This is a genomic window from Micromonospora sp. NPDC051196, assembly GCF_040682415.1.
GTDB lineage: Bacteria > Actinomycetota > Actinomycetes > Mycobacteriales > Micromonosporaceae > Micromonospora.
Genome location: NZ_JBFBAY010000001.1, coordinates 1 through 23698 on the forward strand (window position 1 = coordinate 1; position 23698 = coordinate 23698).

Consider the following 23698-nt stretch of genomic DNA (forward strand, 5'->3'; position numbering starts at 1 on the left):
CTCGCGGTCACGGTCGAGTTCGGCTCGTCGCTCGGCGATCTCCGCGAACACGCTGCCGTCCGGGTCGTCGTTCTCCTCGATGACCCGTAGGAGGCGACGGCGGCGAGCGGCGATGTCGTCCAGAGTCCGCCGCAGCACTGCGATCTGTCGCCGTTGCTCCTCGGCGGCTTGCTGGGCGGCGATGTCCAGGCTGCGGGTAGCGAGTTGCACCCGGTCCGGACCGAGGACGTAGGTGTTGAAGAACCGATCGGCGAAGTCGAGCAGCACGTCCTCGGTCACGGAGATCATGCTCGGGTGGCCCTCGGGGATGGCCCTCTCGCGGGGTTGGCAGGAGTAGTAGGTGTAGCCGGTGACGGTGCGGCCGAACATGCGCCGCTGGCACGGCGCGCACCAGACGTAGGAGCGAAGCGCGTAGACCCGTTTGGTCTGCCGGTGCCGGTTGGGAGAACCCTGGCGGGCGTCGGCGCGGGACCGTTCCCGAGATCGGCCCACGTTCTGTGCAGCGAGGAACGTCTCGATCGGCACGATGCCCGAGTGGGTGGGCTGTTGGGAGACGACCCACTGCTCGCGTGGGTTGACCTTGCCGGGGTGCAGTTTGTCTTTGGTCGAGCGCCGGTTCCAGACCATGTGGCCGGTGTACTTGGGGTTGACGAGGATCTCGCGGACCGCCGAGCCGGTCCATCGTCCGACCGCGCGGGCTGGGTCGACGGGTTGTGGTGGCGGGTAGCGGTCGAGGTCGGTGTTGAGCCGGTCGGCGATGGCTCGGTAGGACAGCTTCTCGTCAATGCGCCAGGCGAAGATCTGCTCGACCACCGGCCCCCGGTCGGGGTCGATCTTCAGCTTCGTCTTGTGCTTGCCCTGTGCCCGCTTCGCGGGGACAGGGTGTTTGTGCTTCTCGGCGAGGTAGCCGTATGGCGGCTTGCCGACGTTCCAGCCCTGACCGGTGTGTTCCTCGAAGCCGTCCCACGACTTCTCCAGCATCTCGATCATGTACCACTCGGCCACGCCCTGCTTGGTGCGGCGCAGGAGGATCTGCGCGGCGCGTTTGCGGCTGTTCGACTGCGTGATCGGCTCGTCGGCGGCCAGCAGCGGCACCCCGGCGAGTTCGAGGTCGTGCTCGATCTTGGTGCCCTGGTGGGTCCAGCGGGCGATGCGGTCGATCGACTCGCAGATCACGACATCGAAGCGGCGATCCGGTGAAGTGGCCTCGTCCAGCATGTCGGCGAGGCCACCGTCGCGGCGAACGCCGATGTTGAACTTCTGCCACGCTGTGCTTCGGCCCCGCTGGCTGAGTTCCTTGCGGGAGGACTCCACGTCCCAGAACCACGCGACGATGACCATGTTGGGCAGCAGAGCCCGTTCGGAGTTGGTCAACTGTCGGGGGATGGACAGGGTGGGGTCCTGCTGCTCGTCGGTGGAGGTACGCCCGAGGAACGCGACCCGTATCGTCCGCTGGGGTACGGGCGTGGTGGCGGGTGAGCGTAGCCAGTCGGGCAGCGTGCTCGTCACAGGTGGCCTCCTTCGCTGATGAGTTGGGTCAGGGCGTTGATGTAGGCGACGCTGCGCAGCCGCCAGGGCATGACCGGCAGCCGGTCACCGTCGCGGATCTCGGGGGCGTGGAGGAACTCGATGCCGGCGACCGCGAGCGTGCGCAGGAGCGCGGTCCTCATCGCCGTGTCGCGGGACAGGCGGTGGAGGTCGGTGCTGATCACGAAGTCGAACCGGCGATCTGGCCGGTTCGCCTCGGTGAGCAGGTCATCCAGACCACCGTCACGGCTGATCTCCCGCTCGTGGCCGAGGAACAGGCGGGCGGGTGCCCGCCGGTAGTCAGGCCGGGTACCGAGGTCGGAGAACACCGCCGTGATCGCGCCGTCGGGCAGCACCGAGACGCACTGCTGGTACTGGCCACCGAGCACGAGGACCGCCGTGGCGAGGTCGCCGGCATCGGCGGTCCGGCCGTAGAACGCCACACGCGGAAGCACTGTCGCGCGGTGGATGTTCATGCCTCGGCCAGAGTGCCGGAAGTGCGGTCAGCGGCCCCCGATGGGCATATGGCGGCGGTGACTGCCCCATCGTTCGGCGCTGTGGCCGACGTGTCGTGGGGGCCGTAGACGACGATGCGCCCGGTGTCGTCGCGGGTGACGGTGGCGTACATGACGTGCGTACCTCCTGCGGTTGGTGTCTGGTCAGGCCACGGGTCGACCGCCGGTGCTGCCCGACCCGTTGGCGTCGATCACCGCGCAACTCGGTGAAGGGATCAAGACCGCCCCGACGGGGGCACACTCCACGGCACGCCGAGTGGCCCGGAGGGTGATCGGTCAGACGGGCTCGGCATGGTGCCGCTGGTCGTGAAGCCAGGTCAGCACGTCGAGGATCACCTCGGCTTGCAGCACGGCCAGCCGCCGACCGACCTCACCATCGAGCACGGTGACGTCGAATCGCACCTCCGGTGCATCACCGCGGGCGACCGCGACCTCTGCCGACTGCCCGTCACCGCGAGCCGGAGACTCCCGATCGGGCGAGGTCGACGCCCTGCGTTGTCTGCCGTCGCCGGGCTCAGGGGCGGACGGTCCGTGCCCGTCCGGTACGCCCGGATCGGGGGTGCGGGGGACGTGGGTAGGGGGAAGGAGGAACCCGGCGGTTGCCGGCTGGGGCCGGTCGCCGGGGGTGGTGGAACTGGGCTTCGGCATGGGCGTGTGAGCCACGTCCGCCGACGAGCGCTGACACTAAGGGATTACAAATCCGGGCCTCGGATTGGAAACCGCGCTCCGCGCCGGACAACTCGCGTCGCCCGAGCCGCCCGGTTGAACAAGATCCTCAACGGGTTGAACACACAGGTCAGGCCCCTGAGGTGCCAACTCTCGGCGGCACTGGAGCGGCGCGGAACGCCGATACGATCAGTGACAGGTTGCACAGAATCTCCTACTTGAACAAGATCATCCTCTACTCGAACGCGCGGCCTGGTTGACCGCCTCCGGCCATGGACGAGATCGCCACGAAGTACGGTGCGCCGGCCCGACCCGTCCGCGCCCCCGTCCGCCGTCCCGGACGGTCGGCGACCCCGTCCGCGCCCGGTCCTGCAAGGCCGTCCGCACCAACCAGCACGACCCTCGCCACCCCGGTCCGCCGTCCGCGCCGGACGGCCTCCGTCCCCGCCGCCGGCTCGCCCTGTCTGACCGTCCCCACCAGCGGCGCTCGTCCCACGGAGAGGTGATCAGCAGTACGCCCCCAGTGAGGAGGCCCCGATCAGGGCTCGAAGGTTGCGCGGCGAGACCGCACCGCTGCTACAAAGCCCGAATCCTCGGCCACCCGCCGAGCCCGCATCGGTCGAGCTGATTGGTGCCGCAAAACGTTCGCTGTTCAGGGTGAGGGTTCTAACGGGAGGTCTAACGAGCGATCCAACGAGGAACGCAACGACCACGAACAGCCGGGTGAACACGCCCCCTTGAACACGTCGTACGAGCACGTCAACGGGGGTGAGGAGGGCCGGTGGACCGGAACCGACTGATAAGAGATATCCCTCCTACCCGCACATCTGCCACCGGCAGTCCCCGCCTCGCAGCGTCCGTCGTGGCCGCCGAACTCGGCCGGCTCACCCCCGAGACCGACTCCTGACCCTCGGCGCTGGCAATATCGTTCCGACTACGGCCCCTTCGAGCCGGATAAGATCGTCAGCGCGTCTACAGCAAGCTCAAGCTGCTGGTTATCGTGAACGGCGAATGGCGCTCCAAATGAGCAGATGACCTGCTCGACCCCGGCTTCGCCCCACCGACGGAGCTGTTGGGCCACTTCCTCCGGTGTACCGACCAGGCGGGACCGTGCCCAGCTCCGCAGGGAGATATCAGCCAGAGCGCCGCCGGGAGCCCAGCGCTGCAAACTGTGCCACCGTCTCTCAAGATCGTCGTTGTCTCGGCCGATGAGCGTCGTCAGGCCAAGAGACCGGTGAACCGCCGCAGGGTCACGCCCACGACGGTGGCATGCTTGCCGCACCATCGCATCCCGGTGCCGGTACTCAGCCATTGTGCTGTCCCACGCGGTGTTCCAACCGTCCGCGAGCGCGGCGACCTCAAGTAGTTTTGGGCGCTTCCCGGCAACCCAGACGGGCACGCCCGGCACCCGCCGCCGAAGAAGCCCGACTGTGTCCTCAAGCGATACCAACCGTTGTCTTGCAGGCGGGAAGTCAAGGCCGTTCGCTCGGTGTTCCGACTCGTTCCACCCAGCTCCGACGGCGACGTCGAGTCGCCCGGCGGCGAGTTCGTTCACGGTCGCCGCCATGCGTGCGAGGAGGTTGGGGTTCCTGAACCCGATAGGCGTGGCCAAAGAGCCGACGCGGATGCGGTTGGTGCTGGCCGCTATCGCGGCCAGCAGGGTCCAACACTCAGCCGGCTCCTGCCGTTGCTCCGGTTGCCCTGCAGTGGCGACGTCGACCCAGAAGTGGTCGGAGACCCACACTTGGTGGAATCCCGCGTCCTCGGCCAAGGCGGCGTACTCGATCGCTCGTCGGGCGGTGGAGGGCTGCGGTGTCGGGAAGGAGAACGGGTAGTGGGGCAATGCCAGTCCGAGTCGCATTACATCGCCGCCCCGACCGGCGTCCTGAGTAGCCGGATGGCGGGATGATTCGAGTGCTCGCCAGTGGTGAGCCGGATGCACTCGCCGAGCAGGGGTGCGATGAGGTGACGTCGCCCAGCCAACACCGCTCGGGGGATCTCCCGGAGCAGAAGAAGCGCCACGTACCGAGCAACATCACTGAGATCCTGCTCTGTTCGGGCCGGCGTCGTCATCCGCCGGAACGCGTCGGCTGCCGGGATCCCGAACTGGCGTAGTCGGGGGGTTTCACCGATGGCATAGTCCAGCACGAGCCGGTCGGGTGTCGCTGAAGCCGTGCCGGAGGCGTGGTCTAGGAGTTCGCGTACGTACCAGCTACCGAGCAGGTGGCTGACCATCATGCGCCAGTCGTGATGGTCACCGGACCATTCCCAGTCGATGAGGTGCCAGGTCCCGTCGGAGGCAACCAGTACGTTGCCGGCGTGCGGATCGCCGTGACAGGTGATATGGGAGTCGGGCCTGCCGACGACGAGGAGCTGCTCGAAGGCTCGAAACCAGGAGCCCATGTCGCTTCCGTTAATCATGATGCTCAACCAATGCGAGGGCGGTCCGAGGTCTGTGGTGAGCACCTCCTCCAGCCCCTGATGGCCACGACGACACCGAAGATCATGATTGCGAGTGGCCCGGCTGGGATCGAATCCGGGCTCGGCGGTTGACCGCCATACCGTGACGAGAGTATTCACCACGTCTTGCCAGATCAGGTAAAGCTCCGGTGTCGGTCCGACACGAGCGATGGCTTCGTTGAGGCTCCACACCGCAGGTGCCGCCGTGACGATGACGTCAAGCGCGGCCTCGGTTGCGGTCCCGAGCACCGCCGGGGTGTGCGAGGCGAAGTGCTTCGCCATGACGGCGTGCCGTTGGGCCTGCACGGACGAGCTGACCCTTGGGTTGCGGGTGACCTTCGTGGCGACAGCCGCACCGCCGGGTTGTCGCAGCAGGAACACCTCAGCTCCCGAGGTCCCCGACCTGATTTTTCGCAGCAGGAAGCTGCCGGCCTGCCGGCCGGCTTCGTGGCGACTCATGAGGGTCCTCTTCTACACGGTGGTGGCTGCGGGTTTGCGGGACCGTTCGGCCTTGCGGCGGAGCTGTGTGTAAACGCCGGTGAGGCCCATCGCCTTGCGGGCCTCGAAGACGGTCTGCTGGACCTCGCGTCGGGTGCGTTCCGTGCCCTCCACGATCAGTTCGTCGACCAGGCCCTTGTCGGCCTCGTAGCGGGCACGCCGCTCGCGCATGGGATCGAGGAACGAGTTCAGTGCGGTGGCGAGTTTCTCCTTGACCTCGACGTCGCCGACCTTGCCCTCGCGGTAGCGGCTCTTGAGGTCATCGACCTCCGTCCGGTTCGGGTTGAAGACGTCGTGGTACTGGAACACGGGGTTGCCCTCGACCGTGCCGGGCACGTCCGCGCGGATCCGGTTCGGGTCGGTGTACATGCCCATGACCTTGCGGCGGACCTCGGCCGGCTCGTCTGAGAGGGCGATGGCGTTGCCCAGGCTCTTGCTCATCTTGGCCCGGCCGTCGGTGCCGACCAGGGTGGGTGTCTCGGCGCTAACCAACTCGGGGACGGGGAAGACCTCGCCGTAGAGATGGTTGAAGCGCCGGGCGATCTCCCTGGTGACCTCGACGTGCGCGGCGTTGTCCTTGCCGACGGGCACAACGTGGGCCTTGACGCAGAGAATGTCGGCGGCCTGCAACACCGGGTACCCGAGCAGACCGTACGGCATCTCCTCCTTGCCGGCGTCGCGAGCCATGTCCTTGAGCGAAGGCACCCGCTCCAGGCGCGGCACGGTGACCAGGTTCTGGAAGAGGGTGTTGAGATCCCCGACCTCCTGGATCGCAGACTGGAGGTAGAAGGTCGCGGTGTCGGGGTCGATCCCGGCGGCGAGGGAGTCAACCACCATGTCACGAGCGTTCTGGGTGGCCTTGGCGATGTCGTCCCGGGTGTTCTTGGTGGTCAGCATGTGCAGGTCGGCGATGATGAAGAAGCTCTCGTACTTCCGGTGCAGCCTCACCCGGTTGGCGATGCTGCCGACGTAGTGGCCGAGATGCAGTTTTCCGGTGGGACGGTCACCGGTGAGCATCCGCTGAGCGGTCATGACGATGGGGCCTTTCGCGGCGTGACGGGTCAACAAAGGTCGCGCAGGGCGCGCACCAACGGGGCGACGGTCGCCTCGTCGATGAGATGGACCTGGATCATCGACGGAAGTTGCCATCGTGCGCCGTCACGGAACCGCAGGCCACGCGCCCGCAGCAGGGCAAGGATCTGGTCGCGGCGGTCCCCGAGATCGATCAAGAGGAAGTTTGCGTCCGACCGGGCGTATCCGATGTACAGCCGGTCGAGTTCGGCGGTCAGCGTCGCGTACGCCCGCCGGTTCAACCCGATGGTGCGCCGGAGGCTTCTGTCGTCGCCCAGGGAGGCGCGTGCCGCCGTGGCAGCCAGCGCGCTGACAGCATACGGAAGCCGGTGTCGACGCAGCCGGTCGGCGTAGCCAGCGCTGGTGACGGCGTATCCGACTCTGGCACCGAGTAGGCAGTGTGCCTTGGACAGCGACCGGCACACCACCAGCTCGTCGCGCTCCTCAAGGAGTCGCGGTGTCAGCGAGAGGGGATGTGCCATGAACTCACCGTAGACGTTGTCGATGACCAGCTTCGCCCCGCTGGGCAGTTGAGGCGCGACTACAGCCAGCAAGTCGGACAACGGTACCGAGATGGCGGAGATCGTGTGCGGGATATCCACCACCATCGCGGCATGATCATTCTTCAGCGCGGCTCGCAGCGCCGCCAGGTCGTGTCGCAGTGCTCCGCCGTCCCACGCAACCTCGTCATAGCGCAGTTCGTTCCTGGCGGCGAGCTGCCCGTACAGCTCGAAGGTGGGGGCGGTCGCGAGCACCGCCGCACCGGCTGAAGCCTGCTCACACATGATCCAGTCGAGGATCTCGGTTGTGCCGTGACCGACCACGACCTGTTCCGGCACCACCCCGACGTACCGGGCGATCTCGGCCTCCAGGTCGACCGGCTCCCGGCTCGGTGGTCGGTGCAAACTGGGAACGACCCCGGCAACCGCCTTCGGTACGGCGGAACTTGTGCCGACGCGAGCGAGCGCGACCTGTCGACCGTCACCGCGAACGCCGGCAATCACATCGTCGAGGTGTTCGATCTTGCACTGCCCGCACAGCACCTCGCCGGCTCGGCATCGACGCGCCACGGCGGTCGCCCGCTCAGGTGCGGACAGTAGTTCGATGACCTCGAAGGTCGGGCAGTCGTTGGGGTTGCCCCCATATTGGCGCTGCTCCTCGGCGCGGGCTCGGCCGCCGGTCACCGCGCCGATGAACTTTTCCCGGACGGTGTCGGGACGATCGGTCAGGAGGATCGTGGAGGCCGGATCGTTGATGCTGGCCCGGCCACCACGACGCCGCAGGTTCGGAACCAACCGTCGATAGGCAACGTACGGCGTTGGTGCCGCGAGGCGATCCGACACGGTCCTCATCAGCGCCGTATGCGTCACCTGACCGGCGTCGACCAGCGCGATCGACCCTCTCGGGCTCTGCTCGTACAGGAAGAAGCTCATCATCGTCACCGCGTCCCGCAGCAGGCTCAGCCTGGTGTCATCGGACCAGCCATAGACCTGCCGCATCCGGCGCAACACCAGCCCGGACAACACATCGTCCTCGAAGGCCCGGACCTCGGCCGCGTCGAGGTCGATGACGCGATCGGGGGCGCGTCCGTCGAACTGCTTCACCCGTTCTGCCAAGAGTTCGACAACCGTTGCGGAGGCCGTGGTGCGGGTTTGGCGGCTGATGAGGGTCACGGAGTGGCCCTTTTCCCGCAGCCAGGCGACGTCCCGCGCGAGACTGAGATGGCCGAGGTGCAGCCGACTTCCGGCAACACCGACGCGCACGTCCGCACGGTCGTCACCCGTCGCGGCCAGTGCTGGGCTCGCAGGCTGCCAGGCCCAGATGGTCCGGCCCGCCAGGTTGTCGATCACCGGCGGTAGGCCCTCGGAGTCGGGAGCGAGCAGTCGGAGCCCGAAACGGCGTGCCCTTTCGGCGTGCTCGTCCGCTACCAGGCTATTGCGGGCCGCGTGCCACTCGGCGAGCAAGGCGCTCATCGGCCGGCCCGCCCACGCGAGATCCGTTGCAGCGACTCGTAGACTCGCTGCCGCTGCCCGACGGTCGTGCGCTGGCGAGCCTTGTCGCGGTAGAGGTCGGGGAAACGGACGTCGCTGTCGTGGCAGACCGCGCCGAACGCCCAGAACCGGGCCGCCGCGATGGCTCGCTCGTGCCGAAGGTCCCCGATCGCTGCCTGCCGGGAGTAGGCGTAACGGCCGTCCGCTGTGCGATCGATCATCTGCGCCTGTTGATAGGCGTCCACGATCACCTGCGCCTGCCGTCGCCACAACGGCGATGCCAGCACCGGTGTCTCCAGGACTCGGGCCACGTAGCTGTCGAAGTCTGGATAGATATCGAGAAACGCCAGGTAGGAGTCGGCAAGGATCTGGTGGCGGGTCCTAGTGGTCACGTTGAGTCGGCCGGCCACCTCAGCGGCCAGCGGAGCCAAGAACCGCGCCACGCTCGTCAACAGCTCCGCGGCCTCGTCGGCCGGTGTGCAGATGAACGGGCTGAACAGCTTTAGCGCGAAGTAGCCGCCGTACGCGCGGTCCTGCCCGTCGCGGTACAGGTCCGACCAAGGCAGCGAGTAGACAGTCACCGGAGCGTCGCGATAGGTGGTGCCAACGCGGGTCGGTGGAACCTCGTTCTCGCGATGGAGCATCATCACGTCTACATCACTGGCTGCGGTTGCCGTGCCGGTGATTCGGCTGCCGTAGAAGACCCAGACCCGGTCTTCAGTCGGGATGCTCTCTATCGCCGCACTCAGGGTGTCGATGAGTCGAGGGATCTCGTCGAGGAAGCTCTGGGCGGCGATGTCACGGTAAGGGCCGCTCACCAGGTCCTCCGCGTTGATGCGGCAAGCCAACCATCGACGACGGCGGTCCAAGAGCCGGACGTGTCGGCCTGGACGCCGTCGACCCCCAGCCTCCGGAACGCTTCGACGTTGACCTCCTTGTCATCGACGTACAGGAGGTTGTCACCGGGTGACGCCTGCTCAAGAATCTGGACGTAGGCGGAGGGACTCGGCTTGACCGCGCCGGTCTGGCTGGAGATAAAGATCCGATGGGTTTGACGGTGCAGGCCGGCCGCCTGCAGCGCGGGCACCAACCATTCGTGGCGATGGTTGGACAACAGCCAGATCTGCGCCCCTCTCGACCAGTTGCGTAGCCGGGAGACGGCCGGTAACGGCGTCATCGTCGACCGCAGCACCGACCGCCAGGCAGGCGACGGCTGCCCGAGACCGCAAGCCGCTGCGAACGCCGGCCAGAACGCGGACTCGTCGAGCAGCCCAGACCACAACGCGTCCCGAAAGTAGTGGCGGAAGATCGCTTCGACCCGGTCGGAGGAGGTCCCGGCCTCCTCGGAGACAACTCGAAAGAGAGGTGCCATCGGCTCCGCCAACAGAACCCCGCAGACGTCCAGCACCAGGACGGGCCGTGACCGTGAGTCCTCGTGAACCATCATCGGCCCGTACCTCTGGGTGTTCGCGCCGTGCATGTGCCCTCCCGTGGGATGAGAGGCACCGAGGCGGCGGGTTCAGCTCGCGGGCCGGGGGAAGCGCGCGTGCTCTCCGACACCGCCTCGGTGCCGGCTTGGGTATCGCCGCCGTCGATGCGGTTGCTGTGCACATCGAGCTTGGTCGGTACGGTGTGTGCGTCGGAAGCCACAGGGTGTAGGCCCACGGTGGCCTACACCTGGGCACTGGTCAGGGGGACCGGGTGGACGGTGAGACTTTCGGGCAGGTGCTACGCCGGCTTCGTCAGGAGCGACGGTTGTCGCTCCGGAAGTTGCAGGTGCTGACCAGCTATGACTTCACGTACCTGGGGCAGGTCGAGCGAGGTGAGAAGCCAGGTTCGATGGAGCTCGCCGAGGTGTGCGACCGGGCACTCGGCGTGGACGGCCTGCTCGTGAAGACATACGGTCGGGTTCCAGCGGCCCTGACCCGACCTGGGAGCCAGGAGGATGAAATGCGCCGGCGGACTGCGATCAAGGCTATGGCGGCTTCCCCGCTCGCTTTTGTCGATCAGGCTGGAGTGGTTCCAGAGCTTCAGGTGAGCCGACTCGAACGCAATGCGGAGGTGTACCGGCACCTCTACCACGGGTCTGGGAAACCTGGCGATCTGCTCAGCCTGGCACGCGATCACCTCGAGACCGCGGTCGACGTCATGCGGCAACTGCCCGACGGAGGACTCAAGCGCCGAGTCCTGCGCACCCGCAGCGAAGTCGCCACGCTGGCCGGCCGGCTGACGTTCTTCGACCTCCAGCGACCGGCCGACGCGCGGGGCTACTTCGGGCTCGCCCACGAAGCGGCCATCCAGGTGGGGGACGACCTCCTCGCCGCAGCCGCGCTCGGCCATCTCGCCTTCGTGCCGGCGGCCGAGCACAACACCTCGGCCGCCATCAGCTATCTCGCTGGCGCCGCTGATCATGCCCAACGAAGTGGTGTGCCGGTAGTCCAGTCATGGATCGCGGCGGTGGAGTCCGAGGTCCTGGGCACAGCGAACGCGGCCGGAACGCTGCGAGCTCTCGACCAAGCAGCCGCACGCCTTTCCCGACCCGCAGACGCGGCACCGCCCGCATGGTTCGACTACTACTCGGCGGACCGTCTCGACGGATTCCGCGGCCGGGCATTCCTCCAGCTCGGTCGACCCGAGGAGGCCCGATCCGCCCTGACAGCTGCACTACGTGGACTCGGTCCCGTGGCGGTCAAGCAGAAGGCGGTGTTCCTCATCGACATAGCCAGCTCGTATCTCGGCGACCACCCGCAGCTCGACCAGGCATGTGACCTCGCCGGAGACGCTGCCGCGACGCTGGCGATGGCCGGCTACGCAACCGCGAGCACCCGCCTTCAGGAGTTCCGTACCCGGCTGAGGCCGTGGGACGATGCCACCGTCGTTGCTGACCTTGACGAGCGATTGGGTGCGTTGACCGCATGACCATCCAGACCTCTTTCCCACGGCGAATCCGCGCTGTCTACTTCGACGTGGGCGAGACGCTGATCAACGAGTCCACCGAGTACGGCACCTGGGCGGACTGGCTCGGCGTTCCCCGGCACACATTCTCTGCGGTGTTCGGGCAGGTCATCGCGCAGGGGCGGGACTACCGCGAGGTCTTCCAGCACTTTCAGCCTGGATTCGACCTCGCACTGGAACGGCAGCGCCGGGCAGAAGCCGGATTGGCCGAGCACTTCAACGGCCGCGACCTCTACCCTGACGTCCGGGACTGCCTCGCCGCGCTGAAGGCCGACGGCTACTTCGTCGGTGTGGCGGGTAACCAGACCGCCCGCGCCGGCCGGCTGCTACATGAGCTGAACCTGGGTGTGGACCTGATTGCGACGTCGGACGACTGGGGCGCGGAGAAGCCGACCCCTGAGTTCTTCGTCAAGCTGGTCGAGTCGGCGGGGTGCGCGCCAGAGGAGATCGCATACGTGGGCGACCGCCTCGACAACGACATTCTCCCCGCGTTGGCCGCCGGCCTGACGACCGTGTTCATCCGACGTGGACCATGGGGATACTTCTACGCGACTCGCCCCGAGGTAGAACAAGCACACATTCGCATCGACAGTCTCCGGGATCTTCCGGGGCGACTGCAAGACATTCAGCTTCGGTGATTGACGGCGGCTCCACGAACCCCTTGCATGGTTGACCGACGGAGAGCGCAGCCCTTCGTCGGGTTCCGGGGCGCTCCCGACAGGGCCTGTTTGATCTATATGACGAGACCTGTGCCATGTGACTGGCACTGCGGTGGCGCACCGGGAGGCATCGTTGAAGTTCAAGCAACACACGCTGACGCTGCTCGGGGAGATGGTCGTCGGTAACCCTGGCAAGGGCGACGATCCGGAGCACTACTTCTTCCTGTACCGAAGCAGCAGCTTCATCACCGACTTCTTTCACGAAATCGACACCGAGTACACGCACGACGGCTCGACGCGTCACCGTTGGGCTGCGGAGGTCGTGGAGAAGATCCTCCAGAAGCCCCATGCTGGTGAACACATCCCGCCGGATACGTTCGCTCGCTTGATCCGCAGGCTGATGGACCCGGACGATGCCATCAACGAGGGGCGCGATCGACCGCAGGCGCTTGCGCGTCTGAACGCCGCGCTGTCTCGCGAGAACTTCGAAGCGTTCTACGCGGAGGACGGCCAGTGCTACTTGCGCCACGTCCCAACGAACACGATCGCCATGCCAGCGCCGAGCCCCCACCGACCCTTCTCACCGGCCGAGATCGCCAGGCGCGACCAGCTCATCGCCTACCTAGATCGTGCGAGTGAGGACCAGCTGATCGAGGAAATCCTGCTTCCGCTGTTCCGGCAGCTCGGGTTCCACGGGATCACTGCGGCCGGGCACAGGGACAAGGCACTGGAGTACGGCAAGGACGTGTGGATGAGGTACACCCTGCCGACCCAGCACGTTCTCTACTTCGGCATCCAGGCCAAGAAGGGCAAGCTGGACTCCTCGGGCGTGACCAAGGGCAGCAACCACAACGTCGCTGAGATCCACAACCAGGCCTTGATGATGCTGGGCCACGAGATCTTCGATCCGGAGATCGGCAAGAACGTCCTGGTGGATCACGCCTTCATCGTGGCCGGCGGGGAGATCACGAAGGCGGCGAGGAACTGGCTCGGCCGGAAGTTGGACACCTCGAAGCGCAGTCAGATTCTCTTCATGGACCGGGAAGACATCCTGAACCTGTACGTGGTGACGAACCTGCCCTTACCAAGCGCGGCCTGGCCACAGGCGGACGCTAGACCTTGGGATTCGGAGCCACCGTTCTAACTGTGGCGGCCTACTCCATCAGCATGATGCCACGCGACCTTGCGTGGGTGACGGTCTGCCCGAGCTGCCAAATCGGTTGCAGGTTGGCGGTTTCTAACAGGCTTCTGCGCCGACGATCGACCCGTTGCCTGTGGTCGCGCCATGTCGTCACCGTGCCAGCGCCGACGCACGCATCTGGCCGATGCGAATGTGTCGGGCCGCCGCCCGAAGGGCTATCAGGTGTATGCCATGGCTGGCCTTCCGAGCCCGGCGACCCTGCGGTAATGACGGCGGTAGCTGCGCATAGGGGACCGCAGAGGGTATTGGCCTAACGATAACCGGATGGCATGATCCCTTCATGGAAAACTCGGCGGAAAACGGCGACGACTGGCGTGCTCAATTTTTAGCTCTCGAGAGCATTCCGCAGGATGCGTCTGGGGCCGAAAAGCGACAGCGTGGGCAGAGGTTCGAAGGAGTGCTTGAGGCAATGTTTGCAAATGCCGGCCTAGATCCTCGTACAAGATACCGGCCCAAGGGTGAAGAAATCGATGGCTCCTTCGTTTTTCAGGGTCGCCCCATGCTACTTGAAGCAAAGTGGACCAAAGACCCTATCCCGGCATCTGCCCTTTATCAGTTTAAGGGCAAGCTCGATGGTAAACTCTCCGGAACCATCGGGGTCTTCATTAGCATGGGCGGCTATTCTGGCGATGCTGTGGATGCCCTCATTGCGGGAAAGTCCCTCAATCTGATTCTTTTCGACGGCTCCGAAATTCGTGAAATCGTGCGGCCTGAGGGTGTCGGAATCGTGGAAGCGCTGGCGATTAAGCTGAGGGCGGCGGCAGAGGCGGGCACTCCATTCTTTTCTATCGCTCCCCAGTCTCAAGCCCGGTCACCGAAGTCGCAGAAGCTCCTGTTTATTGTCGAAGGCGCGTACGACCTCCGGCTTATGATCTCGCTCGCTGAGCGATCAAGTAATCCACCGGACTTCAATATTATTCCCGCAGGAGGCTTGTTGAATATTGCGCCGGTTGCGTTGGCTCAACTGCAGATGCATCGCGAGGTTGATCGCCTAGTCATCGTTATTGACAGTGATGGCAAGGCGGGCTGGAATCAGAAGCGCATTGCCGACCGCTTACGAGTCGGCGATTTTTCAGACGAAGTCGAAATTGAGTTCATCACTCTCGATCCCACCTTCGAGGTGGCGCTAGGAATTACAGATACGCCTCGGCGTCGACCACAACCGGGAACTTTGGGTAGAAGCATCGCGGATCTAGATATCGACGCTCTTGCCGTCCAGTCAAAGGAGCTTCGCCGACTATTCCGACTACTAGAGATTCTTGGCTGAGGCACGGCTACTTATTGCGCTACTTCGCTGCTGCTTAATCAACGAAATGGCGCTCCGAGTCCATGAATCGACACTTCGATCCATTCGTTGTTCTACTCAAGTCGTCGCCAGGAAGGTAGGCGCCGGCCAGGTCCCCGGCGAGCGGTGTGAGGACCTGTCCGGAAATCGTCGTCACGCCGAGCACGCCGAGTGCGAGGAGGAGCACGCCGATCGACGGTGCCAGCGCGCACAGCAGCAGTGCGACGGCCGAGGTCAGCAGCATCACCGGGACGAATCGGCGGCGGTCGAGGACGTCGCCGAGCGGCACGAGCAGCAACACGCACCGTCATCGTGGTTGGCCGCGACGCACTCGTCTAGCCGATGAGCGAGCACCTGATCTTCAATGGCGGACCTGCTCTCGCAGACACGCGCCCCCATTCGCGGCGGACTGAACACTGGATCCGCCGCGTCAGTCTTCCCTGAGGAACACCGAGCTAAATAGGTCGGCTGCGTCGATGAGTTCGTCGGTCGGCAGATCGAGAGCGCCACTGGTCACCTCATCATTGCCGTCCTCGGTGAGGATCCAAGTGATTTCTACCGAGGTTGCCTGAGGATCCCTCGCGACGATCACGTAGTCGTCCTGGTCGCTCGTCCAGGGGACGTTCGGACGAAACGACTCTGGTGTCAACACGACTTCGGCGTCGTTTTCGCGATTGCGCCATGCCACCGGGTAATTGTGGGAGTGGGCTCGCAGGGCGGCGAAGTCGACGGGCGCTCCGAGCGGATTACTTTCGCGAAGAATGGGTTCGACCGCCGTCGCGTAGTCCGCGTCATCAGGATCGCGGTAGTCGAGCATCTCGCAGCCATGGAAGGTCACGATCAGGTGCGGCTTGGCGACGAACCTGTCCCGGCTGACGACGCGAACGCCGACACCCCTGAGCGCGACGCCCAAGAAGTGCTCACGGCCTCTCGCGATATGCTCGGTTCTCCCTTTCCGCCACGTGGCTAATGCCCGCTCCCGGTCTTCTGTAGTCAGGTGCGCTATGCCGCCGAAGACGCTCGAGGCCAGCCGAATCGACGTTGCCGCGAACGCGTCCTTCGCGAGCTCTGGCTCATTGCCGAACTGCTCTTCTTCGTAGTCGCGGAGGCTCTCCAGGACCTCTTCCACACGTTCAACTCGGCTGATCGGGCCAAGCACTTCCATCTCAAGTGTGATCGGCGGCTTCCTGCCACCGCGCACTCGTTCGACGAGTGCCTCGATCTCTCCGGAGCGAGCCGGCCTGGTGTTGCTTGTGCCCCGTACGTAGACCGCTCCGTCTTCCAGGTTGTCGCGGCGGTCGTCTCCCTGAAAGCTCTTGTGGCACGCGAAGATCGTATGCCCTTCCTGCGGTGGTTGCGCGATAACGAACAGCACCTCGTGCTCGGCGTCTACACCGATCCTTCCGAACTCGAACGCCGGGAACTGCGGCCCGAGGTAGGGACGGAGGCGATCTTCGAGTTCGTGTGCCTCTGTCCCGCGTGGTACGCCTGATGCGCCGTCCTTCTGCGCACCAATCACCAGCACCGCGTACCCACGGAAGTGCCTGGCGGCTTCGTGCGGACGCCGATTGGCTGCGCCCAGAAGGAACTTCGCGATCTTGGCTGCGGCGGCCTTGCCGTTCATGTCGAGAGTGCTCTTGACCTCAAGGTAGGTCGACTCAGCCTCGTCTCCGACAGCGATCACGTGGTCAAGGACGCCCCGAAGAGCGCGTTCACCGAGAGGGGTGATGTCGGTGTCCAGCCCTGAGCGCACCGAGCTCGAGCCGATGAGAGTACCGTAATCATGGGGCATGGCACGATTTTCTCATTAACCTCTACTCGCTCTCGGCTCGCTGCGGGGCTCTGTTGCATCGTGCGGCTGCGTGTTGAACGTGAGGATGCCCCGGGCGGTGCGCCCGGGGCATCCTCGATCGCTCAAAGCGTGAAGCCGACGTCCACAATCAGTGATTGAGCGGTCGCGCTGCGCGTTTGCAGTTCTGTGACGTGCCCCCGGCAGGATTCGAACCTGCGACACACGGTTTAGGAAACCGATGCTCTATCCCCTGAGCTACGAGGGCGCGAGGGCCCAGTCTAACGGCCTGCGGGTTGACCCGGGGTGGCAGGGAGTGGCCTGCGTTGACCTGGGTTGTCGCGGCAGGTCGGGGCGGCCGGTGACCACACGTCGATCACACCGACCACGTCTGTGGTTGTGATGGTTGGCCTGCTTTGAGCTGGTGTGGCATCGGTTGACCCAGGGTGGTTGCGGCTGGAGAGCACACGTCGCACACATCATCCAGGATCATTGTTGGTCGTCCGGGCTGCGGTCTCGGCGGCAACCCTTCATGGGTTTCGAGGGCCGGCTCAGGTCACGACGCGGACGCCGGGCCAGCGTTCGGTGGGGCGATGGCGGGCGAGTCGTTGCCGGGAGATCTGCGGGCTGACCCTGCTCGGGTTGCGTCGCCACACCCCGTCGAGCAGGTCGTCGAGGCCGTGCGGCGCGCACACCGTGATCTGGTCGTACGCGTCGAGGCGTACGGCGACGGCGGTGGCGTACTCGGGCCAGGTGGCAACGGCATCGGCGATGGTGCGCAGCGGGGCCACCGGGCCGTCGCCGAATTTGGCCGCGTACCAGGTGTGCACGGCGGCCTGGTTCTTTGCCTCCCACGGTGGCTCCGGCCAGGCCGTCACCAGCCGCCGGGTGGCCCGGTCGTCGTTGTCGCGGCTGAGGTCTGCCGCGTGGAGGAAGACGACGTCGACGTCACGCACCAGCGCGGGGTCGAACCCGTCGCCGTACCGCTCGCTCCAGACCAGGTCGCGGATGGCGCCCGCGCCGATCCAGGCGTCCGGCAGTTCGGAGTCCCGGACGACGCCCAGTGCCCGGATCAGCCATGGGCTGCGCTGGACCAGGTCCCGCAGTTCGTCTTCCCGCATCGGTTCCCCCGGTTGCCACTGTTGGGATTCCTGGTCAGTCGAACAACCGGCCCACGAGAGCGCCCTGGCCGGACTGCAGGACGTGCGCGGCCCGTAACGGTATCCAGAAGCACTCGAACCGGGTGGGCTCCTGCTCGCCGTCGTGGTCTTCCTGGCTCGCCCACCGCTCGGGCGTCGCCCCGTGCAGCACCAGCTCGAAGACGTGCCGACGTTGGATCTCGAAGCGGAGCGGGCTGATGTCGTACTCGATCTCCCCCAGCTTGCGCACGACGCTGAAGCCCGTCAGTCCGACCCGACGAGGACGCGCTACCACCGGGGCTGGTCCGCGAGTGACGACTCGCGTCCCGGGGCAGCAGTCACCCTCGATCATGGCTAACGCCCCCACTTCTCGGCAGGACGGCAGTTGCTGGTCGGTTTGCCGTAGATCCGCTTCCTGTCCGGGCCCGCGTAGCAGTGCTCGAGTTGGTCTTCGGCCTGGAACAGCGGGCGCCTGTCGACCTCCGTCCCCTTGGCGTCGTAGCTGACCAGTTCAGGGGCGTTGCCTGCCTTGAGTCTGGCGTCGCTGGTCATCAGGCCGAACGCCCCTTCGGAAAGTCGTGCTGCGGTGGTGTGGCCGTCACCGTGGTCGAGTACGAGCCGGTGGACGCGTCGGCTGACCCGGCCGCTGACGCTGACGTCTCCACCGTCGGGCTCGGTGGAGGTCAGCAGCAGTCGCTGCACCGGTCCGGGCAGCCACTCGCCGTGCGGCCAGGGATCGGTGGCGCCCCCGCCGGACTCGCGGTCCGTTCCCGGCGACTCGACGTCGCAGGTGGCGTAGCCGACGTCGTTCATGAACAACACCAGTGCGCGGTCACCCCGCTCGATGGCCACCGCCAGGTCGGCCAGGGACACCGGGACGGGTCGCTCTCCCGGGTCCTGGCGGGTCTGCCGTTGCGGGGAGTTCCACCGCAGGCACCGCTCGGCCGCATCCCGCAGTGTCGGCGACAACTCACCTGGTCCCATGGCCAACACTTGCACAGTCGAGTCGTCCGGCCGGTCCCACACCACCGCTGCGGCCCCGGACGCCACGGCCAGCAGCACTACCCCCGCCACGGCGGCTCGCAGTCGTGGCCTACGAGCTGGGCGCGGGCGCACCGAACCAAGGATCCGGGCCCGCATCACGTGCGCCGCCTTCGGCGGCAGGTCCCGCTCCGCAGGTAGGTCGAGAATGTCGTTCACCGCTTCCCCTCCTGAATCTCCTCGGGCAGCAGTCGCGCCAGGCGGCCGCGGGCACGACTGACCCGGGACCGCACCGCGACCTCACTGATGCCCAACACGGCTGCCGCGTCCGGGTACGACACGCTGGACCACAGGCACAACGCCACCGCCTCCCGCTCGGCCGGTGGCAACCGGCGGACCACCGAGAGGACCTCGGTCATCCGCCGCTCGTCGTCGAGCCGCGCGGAAACCTCCTCGGCGAGGTCACCATCGGCGTAACGCTCCGCCGGTAGACGCCGGAGCAGCGCCAGCCACCGACGCGCCGACCGCCACTCGGAGCGGACCCCGTTCGTGGCAATAACCAGCAGCCACGGCAGCGCCGAGCCCTCCACCAACCGGGCGTCGTGACGACGGCGCCACGCGACCAGGAACGTCGCCTGGGTGACATCCTCGGCCATCGACCACGACCCGGTCAGCCGGAACGCGTGGTTGTAGACCGGACGGGAGTAACGGTCGAAGAGCCGACCGAACGCCGATTCGTCACCGGCGACGATCGAGGACCACAGTTCCTCATCCGACGGCCGTACCTGATGCCTCACACCACACTATGGCCGCCCACGCCGGCCCTGTTGCAGGCAGACGGTCAACGTCTGAGGCCGTGGCGCCGGCGCGAGAGCAGCAGCGCGGGTAAGCGATGGTGGCCAGCTCACCGGGCGGCGAACCATGCGTCAGGTGTCGAGGCCTGCGAGGTTGAGGCGTTCGAGCAGGCTGGGCTTGCGGGCGTGCACCGCCCGTAGCTCGGCCAACCGATGTCGGAACGACATGCTGTCTCCGCCACCTTCGGCAAGATCGCGCAGGTCGACGAGGAGTTGAACGGCGGTGTCGTACTCGCGGGGTTTCTTCGTGGCGATGAGTTCGTCGACCCGCTGCCATGCGGCGGGTTGGTCGACTGCGAGGGTGTCAAGGTGCCGTTGCCGGGCGGCTGCGGCGGACCGTTCGCGGCGAATCCGGTCGCGTTCACGCTGCTCGGTGTCCCGTCGTTCCCGCTGGGCGCGCAACTCCGCGGCGGTGGCGAGCAGTTCCCCGGCGGTGCGGGCGACTGCCGGGGTGGGCGTATCAGTGCGGTGTTCGTCGCGGTAGCGGCGCAGCAGTCGGCTGCGCAGGTGGCTGTCGCCGCCGGTGATCAGGTCGGTCAGGATGACGTCCTTGTCCCGTACGGGCAGTCCGACGACCCAGGTCCGTAGTTGCGCGGCGGTCGGTTCGCCGGAGGTGGCCGGCGCCGACCCGGCCGCCGCGGCCGCGATCAGGTCGGGGTCGATGCGCAGGAACTCGGCGACGGCGGTGAGGGGCGCGCCGAGGGTGCCCATACCGCCGGGGACGGGCGGTTCGGGCTCATCGTCGGCGATCTCCTCGGACTGTACGCAGCGCAGCCAGGCCAGGTACAGCAGGCGCAGGTCGCCAGCGGCGAGGCCGGCCCGGACCGGGACGATCGAGGTGAGCAGACCGTGGCCGTCGATGTCCCACTCGTCGGTGCCGTCCTCGTCCTCGTCGTGGAGGTCGATGATGACGTGCTTGCCGGCAGTCCACGCGGACGCGCTGTCGCCCTGGCAGTACCGGGCGACGGTGGCGGGGTCGAGCACGTGTTTCGGTAGCCGCAGCACGAGCCGGCGGGTGCCCCAGTTTGCCAAGTACAGGTGCGCGTCGAAGTACCGTTCCATCAGCGTGCGCGGGTCGCCCTTGAAGTCGCCCCACTCGTAGGTGTTCACGAAGCTGGTGGCGGTGATGTCGGCCCGGGTCGACAGCGACCGCAACTCGGCCCGATCCCGGCCGGGATCGGGCCGCACGCCTGGCCAGCATGTTCAAGGTGGTACTCACCGAAGCCAGTACCGTCGAGGATCTCAACGCCTGGCTCGACGCGGACCTCCTCCGGCGACTCTGGCCCACCCTCTGGCTGCCGCCCCAGCTCCGCCAGCACTGGGAGGACGCCTTCCCCGAACTCGCCGCGACCCGCAGCAACGCGACGTAGCCGTGGACCCCTTCCACGAACCGCCCCGTCCGCCTGGCCCGCAGATCGAACATCAAATGACCGCGTATCGAACGCTTCGGGTGCCGCAAATCGAAAGCAAGTGGCTTCGCAGATCGAAAATGCGGCGGTTATGATGACGCCGTGTCCACACCGCATCTAATCCCCCGCCACGCCGCCGCGCAGGTCAACGCTGCTCTGGCGGACACCCGCGTCGTCTTGATCAGCGGGGCACGCCAAGCGGGCAAGAGCACCCTGGTCCGCCTCGTTGCCGGCGATCGTCTGGCCGAGCGCCGCGATCTTGATCGGGCTCAGGACCGGGCGGCGGCGATCGCCGATCCGGTCGGGTTCGTGGACTCCTCCGAACTCCTGGTCATCGACGAGATCCAGCGCGCTCCGGAGCTCCTGTTGGCCATCAAGGCTGCCGTCGACGAAGATCCCCGTCCTGGCCGGTACCTGCTCACCGGATCGTCTCGGCTGTTCGGCATGGTGGCTGCGCCGGACGCGCTGCCCGGTCGGATGGAAACCGTCGAGCTCTGGCCATTTTCCCAAGGCGAACTCGACGGAGCCCTGGACGGATTCATCGACGCCGTCTTCGCGCTCGGCCCGGACCTGCGACACGAGTCGGACGTGACTCGCGCCGACTACGCGGCCAGGATCGTGCGAGGCGGCCTACCCGAGGCCACCGCCCGCACCGACCCGCGCCGCCGCCAACGGTTCCTCGACGCCTATGTCCAGGCGCTCATCGACCGCGACGTCCGGCAGCTGTCCGACATCCAGCACAAGGGCGAGCTACGCAGGCTGGTACGCCTCCTCGCGGCCAGGTCCGCGACCATCATCGCCGCGAACTCCCTCGAATCCGCCCTCGGACTGAGCCGGCCGACGATCGTCCGCTACCTCCAAGCCCTAGAAGAGATCTTCCTGATCAAACGGATTCCCGGCTGGTCCCGCAACCTCGGCACCCGTGCCACCGCCGCGCCAAAGCTGATCTTCGTCGACTCGGGCATCGCCGCCAACGAAATCGCGACCGACGCCCGGGCACTGCTCCGGCCGGGCGCACCGTTCGGGCCGCTGCTCGAGTCATTTGTGCTGTCCGAGCTGTCCCGGCAGCTCACCTGGTCTGAGCAGTTCGTCGACCTGTCTCACTACCGCGACCAGAGCAGGTACGAAGTCGACGCGGTGCTCGAGAACCGAGCTGGTCAGGTGGTCGGGATCGAGGTCAAAGCAGCCAGCACCGTCGGACCCGACGACTTCCGCGGCCTACGCCGACTCGCCGACCGCCTCGGCGACGACTTCATCGTCGGCATCGTCCTCTATACCGGAACCGCCACGCTGCCGTTCGGCGACAGACTCCGCGCCATGCCGGTCAGCGCCCTATGGCAGGTTTCCGCCTCGACAGCAGACTGACCTCGCTCGCAGGCCGCTCCTCAGCCGTCATGGGAGTGGGCATGCCATCAGCCGGGCGGGGGCGGTGGTGTGGTGGCGACGAGCAGGGTGAGTTCCCGGACCAGGTCGTCCAGGGACTGGCCGGTCTGCGCGCGGACCAGCCCGAGGGCGAGGTCGGCGAGCAGGTAGAAGCCGAGCGTGCGGGCCTGGTCGGTGTCGAACGAGGCCAGCAGCGCCTCCGCGCCGGGACCACCACCAGCAGGCTCAGGCCGATCAACGGAACGGCGAGCTTCCACCGTGTGCCGGCGTGCATCGCCGTTCCCTCATGCCAAGTAGCGCCAGCGGGCGGATGCTGTCGTGGGCGTGGTGGCGGTTGGCGGCGGCGATGTTCGTGACGCCGCGGGATCGTAGCGAGGCATGGATAGACTTCGCTGTCACCGGCGGCCGGCGAAGCATCCGGTGGTGAGGAGGGTCCCGTGATACCTCAACCGTGTACGGACGGCACGCTCCAGCACCTGTCTGTGGATCTCAGCGACGAGGGCGGCGGGGAGGGCGGGATGACGGGTTACACGCTGTGTTCGGCTCCGGAGCGTCCGGTCCGGGGCAGCGACCAGGAGGCGACGGACATCCCGTACGACATGTATCGCACTGACGCGTGGGTCGAGATCGCCGCGTTGCCGCCGTGTGAGAAGTGCCTGCGGGTGGCGGAGCTACTGGCCGACCCAGATACGGCGCCGCCGCTGCATCGGAGTCCCCGGCTGGACTTTTCCTCCGAGTCGACCGGTGATGGGATTCGGGGCCTTCTCGCCACCGACATCGCGACCGGCGCCACGCTCGGCCGGCGGGCCGCCGTGCATCTGCTGACCTTCACGGCGGTTCCGGACCAGCCGGGCTTCGGTGACTTTGTGGAGCGCATCAGTCTGGTGTGGGACGCGGATGCCACCGTGGAGATAGGGCAGGTCCGCGATTGGGCGGCGGTGGTCGGCTTCGCGGCGGTCGCCGACGTGCCGGACCGTGACCGGCAGATGGTCGCTGTGGCCGCGAGCCTCGCCGGCGGGCCGCCGGTCGGCCTCGAAGCCGCCGTCAGATTCGTCGATGATCTGGCAGCGGCCCGACGGGTGATCGAGGCGATCGCGATCGCCACGGGTCACGGCGACCGGTGGGAACTCACGGAGAGGCCGACCCCGAGCGCCCACACCTGACCGCGGTCAGGTGCGTGCCCCGGCCCGAGAGGCACTGGGATGGCTGCCGCCCGGGCAGGTCTCCTCCACCTCGATGAAGACGCCGTACGACACGAGTCGTATAACGGGATATCGCCACATGCGGTTTTGCGAGTGGCCCGGGATGAAAGTTT

23 protein-coding genes, 1 tRNA gene and 1 pseudogene are annotated in these 23698 nt (G+C 66.6%); 7 read left to right on the plus strand and 18 right to left on the minus strand.

Annotated elements, in window-relative coordinates; translation table 11 throughout:
* The 9 genes from AB0M35_RS00005 to AB0M35_RS00045 form a co-directional block, all read right to left on the minus strand.
* The coding region (locus AB0M35_RS00005; protein ID WP_363740042.1) for a recombinase family protein at positions 1–1509 on the minus strand (1509 nt) is incomplete at its 3' end.
* Positions 1506–2003 carry a hypothetical protein gene (locus AB0M35_RS00010; RefSeq protein ID WP_363740043.1) on the minus strand — a complete coding sequence of 166 codons (498 nt, stop codon included), beginning with the start codon at positions 2001–2003 and terminating at the stop codon, positions 1506–1508. The genes AB0M35_RS00010 and AB0M35_RS00005, both read right to left, overlap by 4 nt.
* 315 nt (positions 2004–2318) lie before the next feature.
* Positions 2319–2444: a hypothetical protein gene (locus AB0M35_RS00015; RefSeq protein WP_363740044.1), complete on the minus strand. Its 126-nt coding sequence runs from the start codon at positions 2442–2444 to the stop codon at positions 2319–2321.
* A 1198-nt stretch (positions 2445–3642) separates the two neighbouring features.
* The gene (locus tag AB0M35_RS00020) at positions 3643–4569 is read right to left on the minus strand and encodes an LLM class flavin-dependent oxidoreductase (protein ID WP_363740045.1); all 927 of its coding nucleotides are present in this window, start codon (positions 4567–4569) and stop codon (positions 3643–3645) included.
* Positions 4569–5627, minus strand: coding sequence for a phosphotransferase (locus tag AB0M35_RS00025; RefSeq protein ID WP_363740046.1), 1059 nt, complete (start codon positions 5625–5627; stop codon positions 4569–4571). Before AB0M35_RS00025 ends, AB0M35_RS00020 begins: the two co-directional genes overlap by 1 nt.
* Positions 5628–5639: 12 nt before the next feature.
* Complete coding sequence (gene trpS / locus AB0M35_RS00030) at positions 5640–6698, minus strand: tryptophan--tRNA ligase (protein ID WP_363740047.1); 1059 nt, start codon at positions 6696–6698, stop codon at positions 5640–5642.
* 29 nt (positions 6699–6727) lie between these two features.
* Entirely contained in the window at positions 6728–8710 is a 1983-nt protein-coding gene (locus tag AB0M35_RS00035) for an aminotransferase class I/II-fold pyridoxal phosphate-dependent enzyme (protein WP_363740048.1), read from the minus strand.
* The gene (locus AB0M35_RS00040; protein ID WP_363740049.1) at positions 8707–9546 is read right to left on the minus strand and encodes a hypothetical protein; all 840 of its coding nucleotides are present in this window, start codon (positions 9544–9546) and stop codon (positions 8707–8709) included. The genes AB0M35_RS00035 and AB0M35_RS00040 overlap by 4 nt, the downstream gene beginning before the upstream one ends.
* Complete coding sequence (locus AB0M35_RS00045) at positions 9543–10208, minus strand: HAD family hydrolase (protein WP_363740050.1); 666 nt, start codon at positions 10206–10208, stop codon at positions 9543–9545. The genes AB0M35_RS00040 and AB0M35_RS00045 overlap by 4 nt, the downstream gene beginning before the upstream one ends.
* A 245-nt stretch (positions 10209–10453) precedes the next feature.
* Here AB0M35_RS00045 and AB0M35_RS00050 point away from each other — a divergent pair, with 245 nt between their 5' ends.
* The 4 genes from AB0M35_RS00050 (at position 10454) to AB0M35_RS00065 (ending at position 14810) form a co-directional block, all read left to right on the plus strand.
* Positions 10454–11647, plus strand: a complete 1194-nt coding sequence (locus AB0M35_RS00050) for a helix-turn-helix domain-containing protein (protein ID WP_363741793.1) — start codon at positions 10454–10456, stop codon at positions 11645–11647.
* Positions 11644–12321 carry an HAD family hydrolase gene (locus AB0M35_RS00055; protein ID WP_363740051.1) on the plus strand — a complete coding sequence of 226 codons (678 nt, stop codon included), beginning with the start codon at positions 11644–11646 and terminating at the stop codon, positions 12319–12321. The genes AB0M35_RS00050 and AB0M35_RS00055 overlap by 4 nt, the downstream gene beginning before the upstream one ends.
* A gap of 154 nt (positions 12322–12475) precedes the next feature.
* Positions 12476–13486, plus strand: a complete 1011-nt coding sequence (locus AB0M35_RS00060) for a hypothetical protein (RefSeq protein WP_363740052.1) — start codon at positions 12476–12478, stop codon at positions 13484–13486.
* 337 nt (positions 13487–13823) lie between these two features.
* The gene (locus AB0M35_RS00065; protein WP_363740053.1) at positions 13824–14810 is read left to right on the plus strand and encodes a restriction endonuclease; all 987 of its coding nucleotides are present in this window, start codon (positions 13824–13826) and stop codon (positions 14808–14810) included.
* A gap of 34 nt (positions 14811–14844) precedes the next feature.
* On the opposite strand, the gene AB0M35_RS00070 is transcribed toward AB0M35_RS00065, so the two are convergent.
* From AB0M35_RS00070 to AB0M35_RS00105, 8 genes are all read right to left on the minus strand, one after another.
* Positions 14845–15129, minus strand: a complete 285-nt coding sequence (locus tag AB0M35_RS00070) for a hypothetical protein (RefSeq protein ID WP_363740054.1) — start codon at positions 15127–15129, stop codon at positions 14845–14847.
* 129 nt (positions 15130–15258) lie between these two features.
* On the minus strand, positions 15259–16620 hold the full coding sequence (locus AB0M35_RS00075) for a hypothetical protein (protein ID WP_363740055.1): 1362 nt from the start codon (positions 16618–16620) through the stop codon (positions 15259–15261).
* A gap of 192 nt (positions 16621–16812) precedes the next feature.
* Positions 16813–16885: transfer RNA gene (locus AB0M35_RS00080), tRNA-Arg, on the minus strand.
* A gap of 283 nt (positions 16886–17168) precedes the next feature.
* Positions 17169–17738, minus strand: a complete 570-nt coding sequence (locus AB0M35_RS00085; protein WP_363740056.1) for a nucleotidyltransferase family protein — start codon at positions 17736–17738, stop codon at positions 17169–17171.
* A 34-nt stretch (positions 17739–17772) separates the two neighbouring features.
* Positions 17773–18006, minus strand: coding sequence for a hypothetical protein (locus AB0M35_RS00090; RefSeq protein WP_363740057.1), 234 nt, complete (start codon positions 18004–18006; stop codon positions 17773–17775).
* A 104-nt stretch (positions 18007–18110) separates the two neighbouring features.
* A complete protein-coding gene (locus AB0M35_RS00095) occupies positions 18111–18956 on the minus strand; it encodes a hypothetical protein (RefSeq protein WP_363740058.1) in 846 nt (281 codons plus the stop codon).
* Complete coding sequence (locus AB0M35_RS00100; protein WP_363740059.1) at positions 18953–19534, minus strand: RNA polymerase sigma factor; 582 nt, start codon at positions 19532–19534, stop codon at positions 18953–18955. The genes AB0M35_RS00095 and AB0M35_RS00100 overlap by 4 nt, the downstream gene beginning before the upstream one ends.
* A gap of 129 nt (positions 19535–19663) precedes the next feature.
* A complete protein-coding gene (locus AB0M35_RS00105; RefSeq protein WP_363740060.1) occupies positions 19664–20779 on the minus strand; it encodes a hypothetical protein in 1116 nt (371 codons plus the stop codon).
* Here AB0M35_RS00105 and AB0M35_RS00110 point away from each other — a divergent pair.
* Together AB0M35_RS00110 and AB0M35_RS00115 are read left to right on the plus strand one after the other, a co-directional pair.
* Positions 20767–20961: pseudogene (locus tag AB0M35_RS00110) on the plus strand (hypothetical protein); the annotation flags it as partial. The gene AB0M35_RS00105 and the pseudogene AB0M35_RS00110 overlap by 13 nt on opposite strands.
* A gap of 141 nt (positions 20962–21102) precedes the next feature.
* Positions 21103–22365, plus strand: a complete 1263-nt coding sequence (locus tag AB0M35_RS00115) for an ATP-binding protein (protein WP_363740061.1) — start codon at positions 21103–21105, stop codon at positions 22363–22365.
* Positions 22366–22412: 47 nt separating this feature from the next.
* Here the strand turns inward: AB0M35_RS00115 and AB0M35_RS00120 are convergent, their stop codons facing one another.
* Entirely contained in the window at positions 22413–22640 is a 228-nt protein-coding gene (locus AB0M35_RS00120) for a hypothetical protein (RefSeq protein ID WP_363740062.1), read from the minus strand.
* A 261-nt stretch (positions 22641–22901) separates the two neighbouring features.
* Here AB0M35_RS00120 and AB0M35_RS00125 point away from each other — a divergent pair, with 261 nt between their 5' ends.
* Positions 22902–23546 (plus strand): hypothetical protein, encoded by a 645-nt coding sequence (locus AB0M35_RS00125; RefSeq protein WP_363740063.1) that lies wholly within the window; start codon positions 22902–22904, stop codon positions 23544–23546.
* Positions 23547–23698 lie beyond the last annotated feature (152 nt).